Genomic DNA, 7060 nt, shown 5'->3' with positions numbered 1-7060 from the left:
ATCGATTTCGATAACGTCGTCCTGGCTGACGAACAGCGGCACCTGAACGATATGGCAATGTGCTTCAACGGCATTCTCGATCTTGGCTTCCTTCAGGACGTTGCCGGAAGTATTACCCTTGACCGCAGGCTCGGAATAGACCACCTTGCGGGCAATCGTGGTCGGCAGTTCGACGGAAATCGCCTTGCCGTCATAGAAAACCGCTTCGCATTCCATGCCGTCCTTCAGGTAATGCAGCGCGTCACCGAGGTTTTCCTCTTCGATCTCGTACTGGTTGTATTCCTCATCCATGAATACGTACAGCGGATCGGCGAAATACGAGAAAGTGACGGGCTTCTTGTCGAGAACGACGACATCGAATTTGTCGTCGCCGCGGAAGACGTTTTCCATTGGCGCATTCGTCAGAAGATTTTTCATCTTCCATTTGTAGGTGAAGCCGGTACGGCTTGAACCGTTGACATCGGAGCGCAGTACGATAAAAGGCTTGTTGTCAACCATGATGATGTTGCCAACACGAATTTCTTTTGCAGGTTTCATAAAGAGTGTACGTAAAAATAAGTTGCGTAAAAAGTATCTGCCGCTTCAGAGCCAACGACGCCGTAAGCCCACAACATCCAACCAGAACGTTACAAATTAACCGCGCATTATACGTTGTTTTCCGCAGTCACCGACTGCAGCGACCGGACAAACTTCATCAAATTTGAAGCCAGGTCGCCGTGTTCCAGCATTCGCCCCTGCCATTCGGCGGTCCAGTTCGCGATCTCTGGCAAGTCATCTTTGAAGCGCTGCCACAGACCGGAAACATCACCCCATGCATCGGCGCCTGCTGCCGCGCCATTCCAGTACAGCGACAGCGCACGCACACTTTCCTGATGCATGGCATAACGGCCCAGGAATGCGCGCAATTTCACATGATGCAGATTTTCATCCTGAGGATAGATATGCCAGATGAAAGCCTTGCCCGCCCACTGCGCACGCACAAAGGAATCCTCGCCGCGCACGAAATTGATGTCGCATGCCCACAGCAGCTTGTCGTAATCCGGTTGCGCCACAAAGGGAAGGACGCGCACGGTAAGCATGCCTTTCCTGCCTACCGTACCCGCTTTTGCGTCCACGCCGAGAAACGCTTGAACCGCTTGCGCCGCGACGCCTTCCGGCACAAGGCAGGTGACGGGCGAATCGCCGCGCTGCCACTGATCGAACATCGCCGCAACCGGCGCATGCCCATAACAGAACAGCGATACTTTCAATGACATCATCTCAGCCGTGGTCATGCCAAACCCGGCAAGGAACGCGGCGACTGCCGATTGATCGGATTGGAACCGCTGTCGCTCGACGTCCAGCGACGCTTCGTGAAGGAGGCCTCCCGTCTTACTGGTAAATCCGGGAAAGAAGAAATATTTTGTCAGCGGCAAGCGGGGATGCGATGAAGGCAGGGTATGGCAACCTTCCACCCACTCCTCCGCGCTCAGACCTTCCAGGTTCAGCCATACAGGACGCGGATTGCATTGCGCCATTGCGGCGATATAACCTGGTGGGATGTCGCAGCCAAAGAATTCGATAACCACATCGGCGATGTCGCCAGCGGTGAATACGCCGTCCTGATCCCGCCAGTGGCGCGCCGTCACACCGGCAATTTGTTGCTCTTCAGCGCCGACATCGACCTCGGGACAAATACGGTGGAAGCTGTGTAGATCATCCACCCACAAGGTGACCGATATCTCATTCTCACGATGCAGTTGCCTTGCCAGGCGCCAGCAAATACCGATGTCACCGTAGTTATCGACTACCTTGCAGAAGATTGCCAAGGACGTTGCGGAATTTTTATTGGCAGACATTTTCAATGACCTGAATCGTGAGGCCGGCGACGGTAATCAGGGCGCATCGCGTAATAACACCACTCATGGATGTTTCAAACTGTGCATATAAGCCGATCGAGCTATCAACATTATGCGCACACAACAAAAACGCTTCGGAAAAAGAAAAACGCCACGCATATGCGTGGCGTTTTATCTGGCGTCCCCAGGGGGATTCGAACCCCCGTACTCACCGTGAAAGGGTGATGTCCTAGGCCTCTAGACGATGGGGACAGTAACCTGTCCTACTGCTTAACTTCTGCGGCGGCTATTGTACTTCTTTTTGCTTCTGATAACCAGCTACATATCGCACTTTTCGCTGGTGGAGGTAAGCGGGATCGAACCGCTGACCTCTTGCATGCCATGCAAGCGCTCTCCCAGCTGAGCTATACCCCCGTGCGAAGAAGCGAAATTATAGCAAAGCTTTTGCTTTGGTGTAAATCGCTTCTCTAAATTTATCCAAGAAACTTTTGCAGGCGCTCCAGTACAACTTCGCGTTCGAACAATTCGATGACGGCATCAATCGCCGGAGTTTGCAGTTGGCCGGTAATGATCAAGCGCAACGGCATCGCAAGCTGGGGCATCTTGAGCTTATGGGCGGCAAGCACTTCTTTCAGTGCGGACGATAATGCCGCCTTGTTCCATTCCAACGACTTGATGCGATCGGAAAAATCGGTCAATGCCGGCTTAATGGCATCCGTGATGTGTTGCGTGACCAAGGCGGCATCCGGGGCAGGCTGACGATAAAACAGCATGGCTGCCGCGGCAAGTTCATTAATCGTATTGGCACGTTCTTTCATGAGTGCAACCACGGACTCCAGCGCAGGTGCTCCGTCGAACTGCGCACCTTCCTTTTCCATCGAGGCACGAGCAAGTGATGCAAGGCGGGCATTATCAGCCAGCTTGATGTAATGATTATTCAGCCATGCCAGCTTTTCCGGGTTGAACTGCGCCGGCGACTTCGACAAATGATCGAGATCGAACCATTCGCAGAGCTGCTGCACCGAGAATATTTCATCATCGCCGTGGCTCCATCCGAGGCGGGCAAGATAGTTCAGCATTGCTTCCGGCAGGAACCCCTGGGCTGGATATTCCATGACACTCACCGCGCCATGGCGCTTGGATAGCTTTTCGCCATCCGCCCCAAGGATCATCGGCACGTGGCCATATTCCGGCAGCGATGCGCCGAGGGCCTGCAGAACGTTGATCTGGCGGGGGGTGTTGTTGACATGATCGTCACCGCGGATGACATGGGTGATGCGCATATCCCAGTCGTCGACGGCTACGCAAAAGTTGTATGTCGGCGTCCCGTCGGAGCGAGCGATGATGAAATCATCCAGTTCGCGGTTGGAGATGGTGATCGGCCCTTTGACGAGATCATTCCAGGTCACATCGCCGTCGACCGGATTCCTGAAGCGCACGACCGGTTTGCGGCCGTCCGGCACAGCAGGCAACGACTTGCCTGGTTCCGGACGCCATGTACCATCGTAACGCGGTTTATCGCCGACGGCACGCTGACGTTCGCGCATCGCTTCGACTTCCTCCGGGGAGCAATAGCAATGGTAAGCACTGCCGGATGCCAGCATTTGCGCCACCACTTCCCGGTAACGGTCCATCCGCTTCATCTGATAAAACGGACCTTCGTCGTGCTGAAGTCCCAACCATTCCATGCCTTCGAGAATGGCCTGCACGGCTTCAGGCGTGGACCGTTCGACATCGGTGTCTTCGATCCGCAGGATGAATGTTCCGCCGAAATGACGGGCGTAGGCCCATGAGAACAGCGCGGTGCGGGCGCCACCGAGATGTAGGTAGCCGGTCGGGCTGGGAGCGAAGCGGGTGCGTACAGTCATGGAAAGAAAAACGGCCTTGGGTCGCCAAAGCCGTGATATCGGAAAAGCGCTATTTTACCGTGTCGACAACACCGAGGGAACCAGCGGCCTGCTCCGCAAAGATTGCCCATGCGCCACTGGCATGCCTCCCCCACTCCCTGGAACCAAGGTCCCCTACGGCGGCGGCACTGATAAAATTCTATTTTTTGCTATCCAACAGCCAAACCGCCAAATGAGTAACCCTTCGCATCGCAAGCTATTCGTCACGACCGCCCTGCCCTACGCCAACGGCGCATTCCACATCGGCCACATCATGGAATATATCCAGGCCGATATCTGGGTGAGGTTCCAGCGAATGCAGGGCAACGAAGTCCACTTCGTAGGCGCCGATGATGCGCACGGGACACCGATCATGATCGCGGCGGAAAAAGCCGGTCTTACGCCGCAAGAGTTTGTCGCCAAGATCGCCGCCGGCCGCAAGCAGTACCTGGACGGCTTCCACATCTCTTTCGACAACTGGCATTCGACCGATTCGCCGGAAAACACCGAATTGTCGCAGGGCATTTACCGCCGCCTGCGGGACGACGCAAATCTGATCACTACCAAGACCGTCGAGCGCTTCTTCGACCCGGTCAAGGGCATGTTCCTGGCCGATCGCAATATCAAGGGTGAGTGTCCGAAATGCGGCGCGAAAGATCAGTACGGTGACAACTGCGAGGTCTGCGGCGCGGCCTACGAGCCGACGGAACTGAAGAACCCCTATTCGGCCCTGACAGGCGCGACACCGGTGCTGAAGCCGGCGGAGCAGTATTTCTTCAAGTTGTCCGATCCGCGCTGCGCCGCGTTCCTGCAAGACTGGCTGAATACGCCGGGACGCTTGCAGTCGGAGATGGTCAACAAGGTGAGCGAGTGGCTGGGCGACGACGGCAAGGACCTCGCCGACTGGGACATTTCGCGCGACGCGCCCTACTTCGGCATTCCCATCCCCGACGCGCCGGGCAAGTATTTCTACGTGTGGCTGGACGCGCCGGTCGGTTATCTCGCGAGCCTGAAAAATTACTGCTCGAAGAAAGGAATCGACTACGACGCGCTGCTGAACGACCCATCCACGGAACAGGTGCATTTCATCGGCAAGGACATCGTGTCGTTCCACTTGCTGTTCTGGCCAACGATGCTGAAATTTTCCGCGCATCCGATCATCGACAAGCTGAAAGTGAATGTGCACGGGCACCTGACGGTGAACGGCGAGAAGATGAGCAAATCGCGCGGCACCGGCATTTCGCCGTTGCGCTACCTGGATATCAAGATGAATCCGGAATGGCTGCGGTACTACATCGCATACAAACTGAATTCCAGGGTGGAGGACATTGATTTCAATGCCGAGGATTTCATCGCCAAGGTCAATTCGGACCTGATCGGCAAGTACGTCAACATCGCCAGCCGCGCAGCCGGCTTCATCACGAAACGCTTCGACGGCAAGCTCAGCGCATCCACCACTTGGCATCCGCGTTTCGACGAGGAGGAATCCGCGATCAGGGAAGCGTTCGAAGCGCGGGAATACGGCAAGGCGATCCGGCTCATCATGGCGCTGGCGGATGAAGTCAATCAGTATGTCGACACCAAGAAGCCTTGGGAACTGGCAAAGAAGCCGGAGAACAACCAGGAACTGCAGGAAGTCTGCAGCAACCTGCTGCGCGCGTTTTACAAGCTGACGATTTATCTTGCGCCGATCCTGCCGTCGGTGGCGCGCAAGGTGTCGTCGCTGTTCGGTATCGAACGCGATTTGACGTGGGCCGACTTGCAGGCAAGCCCTGCCTCGATCGGGACATTCGAGCACCTGATGCAGCGCGTGGACCCGAAGATGCTGGATGACTTGTTCGATGCGCCGGCTGCTTCCGATACATCAAGTAAACCACCCGCATCCCATTCCACCTCGGTGGCGGAAGAAGCAGGCCATGGCTCGATTGAGCCGCTGGCGCCGGAAATCAAGATCGATGACTTTGCGAAAATCGACCTGCGCATCGCAAGGATCATCAATTGCGAACATGTCGAAGGATCCGACAAACTGCTGCGCCTGACGCTGGATGTCGGCGAAGGCCGTCACCGCAATGTCTTTTCCGGCATCAAATCCGCCTACCAACCGGAAGACCTGGTCGGCAAGCTGACGGTCATGGTTGCAAATCTGGCACCGCGCAAGATGAAATTCGGCATCTCGGAAGGCATGGTGCTGGCGGCTTCGGCTGCCGATGAAAAAACCAATCCGGGCATTTATATACTGAACCCCTGGCCGGGCGCCGAACCGGGGATGCGGGTGCGTTAGAAACAAAAGCAATATGATGGCGTCGAAGCGGTATTTCTGCGAAATTTGCCGGCATTCACTGCATGGGGCCGAATATGTTATCGATGGGAAAGAGTACACCTGCACGGTTTCTGTCGCCGATGAGCATTCTGATTCGCGAAGCCCAGCCTGAAGATGCACAGTTGATCGCGGACCTGACGCGTGCGTCATGGGCCGGGACGGTGGCGGTGACATCCAGTGGGCATCGGGAGACGGCGGTGCGGGTGCTCGAGGACCTGCAGGCCGGTGGCGGATTCATCCTGATGTCCGGGGCATCCGGCGATGAGCCGATCGGATCGGTACGCTGGGCACCGGTGGATTCCGAGCCCGATGTGTGGGAAATCATGCGCATGGGGGTTTTGCCTCAATACCGCGGCCAGCATTTGTCGCAGCATTTGCTGGAGGCCGTGGTACATCGGGCGCTCGAATCCGACATCCGTGAGCTGCGGCTTGCCGTCCGGGCCGACCAGTCGCGCCTGCTTGATCTCTACGCGGCCTTGGGATTCGAATTGGCGCCGGAGGTGGAATACACCCATGCCAATCCGCTTGAGCCGCCCCCGGCAGTCATGCGCAGATTGCTCGGATAAAGCGCCGTTTCCAGAAAACGCACCCTAGAAACCACAAATTCGTCAATAAATTGCCGCTGAAGACGGGGTAAAATGTCGCTCGTCCTATTTGCCCTCTTTTCTCGTTAGCAGAAAATTATGATATTCAGCAAGAAATACAAGAGCTATGAATCCGACTTCACCAAGTTCCTCAAGGAACTGAAGCAGAAGGATCCGCAGCTGGAAGAGAAGCAGCGTGCCGGACGCGCCCTGCATTGGGACAAACCCCCGATTGATCTTGATCAGCAGCGACGCACCAAGGAATCGCGCGTACCCCAGCAAGCCTACGTCTACCAGAACAAATTCTGACGTGAGCACAACGCAGGACGCACCGGAGCTAGCATTGGCCGGACAACCGGATTCGACGCCTGACGTGGTCGACGGCATGGCGTTTGCAAAACTGTACGGCGAGCCGCTGTTCAAGCTGCCGAC

6 protein-coding genes, 2 tRNA genes and 1 pseudogene are annotated in these 7060 nt (G+C 56.1%); 4 read left to right on the top strand and 5 right to left on the bottom strand.

Annotated elements, in window-relative coordinates; all coding sequences use genetic code 11:
• The 5 genes from VGU61_RS03745 to gltX form a co-directional block, all read right to left on the bottom strand.
• A partial coding sequence (locus tag VGU61_RS03745) for an elongation factor P (RefSeq protein ID WP_326857758.1) occupies positions 1-537 on the bottom strand: 537 nt, incomplete at its 3' end.
• Positions 538-644: 107 nt separating this feature from the next.
• Positions 645-1838, bottom strand: coding sequence for an elongation factor P maturation arginine rhamnosyltransferase EarP (gene earP, locus VGU61_RS03740; protein WP_326857757.1), 1194 nt, complete (start codon positions 1836-1838; stop codon positions 645-647).
• A 176-nt stretch (positions 1839-2014) separates the two neighbouring features.
• A tRNA-Glu gene (locus VGU61_RS03735) sits at positions 2015-2090 on the bottom strand.
• 86 nt (positions 2091-2176) lie between these two features.
• Positions 2177-2252: transfer RNA gene (locus tag VGU61_RS03730), tRNA-Ala, on the bottom strand.
• Between the two features lie 59 nt (positions 2253-2311).
• Entirely contained in the window at positions 2312-3706 is a 1395-nt protein-coding gene (gltX, locus tag VGU61_RS03725; RefSeq protein ID WP_326857756.1) for a glutamate--tRNA ligase, read from the bottom strand.
• Positions 3707-3917: 211 nt separating this feature from the next.
• Here gltX and metG point away from each other — a divergent pair, with 211 nt between their 5' ends.
• The 4 genes and pseudogenes from metG to VGU61_RS03705 all read left to right on the top strand — a co-directional run.
• Entirely contained in the window at positions 3918-6005 is a 2088-nt protein-coding gene (gene metG / locus VGU61_RS03720) for a methionine--tRNA ligase (RefSeq protein ID WP_326857755.1), read from the top strand.
• Positions 6006-6124: 119 nt separating this feature from the next.
• A complete protein-coding gene (locus tag VGU61_RS03715; protein WP_326857754.1) occupies positions 6125-6610 on the top strand; it encodes a GNAT family N-acetyltransferase in 486 nt (161 codons plus the stop codon).
• Positions 6611-6727: 117 nt separating this feature from the next.
• Positions 6728-6937 carry a DUF3460 family protein gene (locus VGU61_RS03710; protein ID WP_326857753.1) on the top strand — a complete coding sequence of 70 codons (210 nt, stop codon included), beginning with the start codon at positions 6728-6730 and terminating at the stop codon, positions 6935-6937.
• Position 6938: 1 nt separating this feature from the next.
• Positions 6939-7060, top strand: a pseudogene (locus VGU61_RS03705) (segregation/condensation protein A); the annotation flags it as partial.

Origin of the sequence: Noviherbaspirillum sp., from assembly GCF_035944575.1 — a bacterium.
Taxonomy (GTDB): domain Bacteria; phylum Pseudomonadota; class Gammaproteobacteria; order Burkholderiales; family Burkholderiaceae_D; genus Noviherbaspirillum.
The sequence above is the reverse complement of the archived record's forward strand: the minus strand, read 5'-3'. Positions and strand labels throughout refer to the sequence as shown.

Bases quoted from the DNA above. Each gene is read 5' to 3' on its own strand.
- gltX (WP_326857756.1), bottom strand. From the start codon at position 3,706: ATGACTGTACGCACCCGCTTCGCTCCCAGCCCGACCGGCTACCTACAT.
- VGU61_RS03710 (WP_326857753.1), top strand. From the start codon at position 6,728: ATGATATTCAGCAAGAAATACAAGAGCTATGAATCCGACTTCACCAAG.
- earP (WP_326857757.1), bottom strand. From the start codon at position 1,838: ATGTCTGCCAATAAAAATTCCGCAACGTCCTTGGCAATCTTCTGCAAG.
- VGU61_RS03715 (WP_326857754.1), top strand. From the start codon at position 6,125: ATGAGCATTCTGATTCGCGAAGCCCAGCCTGAAGATGCACAGTTGATC.
- metG (WP_326857755.1), top strand. From the start codon at position 3,918: ATGAGTAACCCTTCGCATCGCAAGCTATTCGTCACGACCGCCCTGCCC.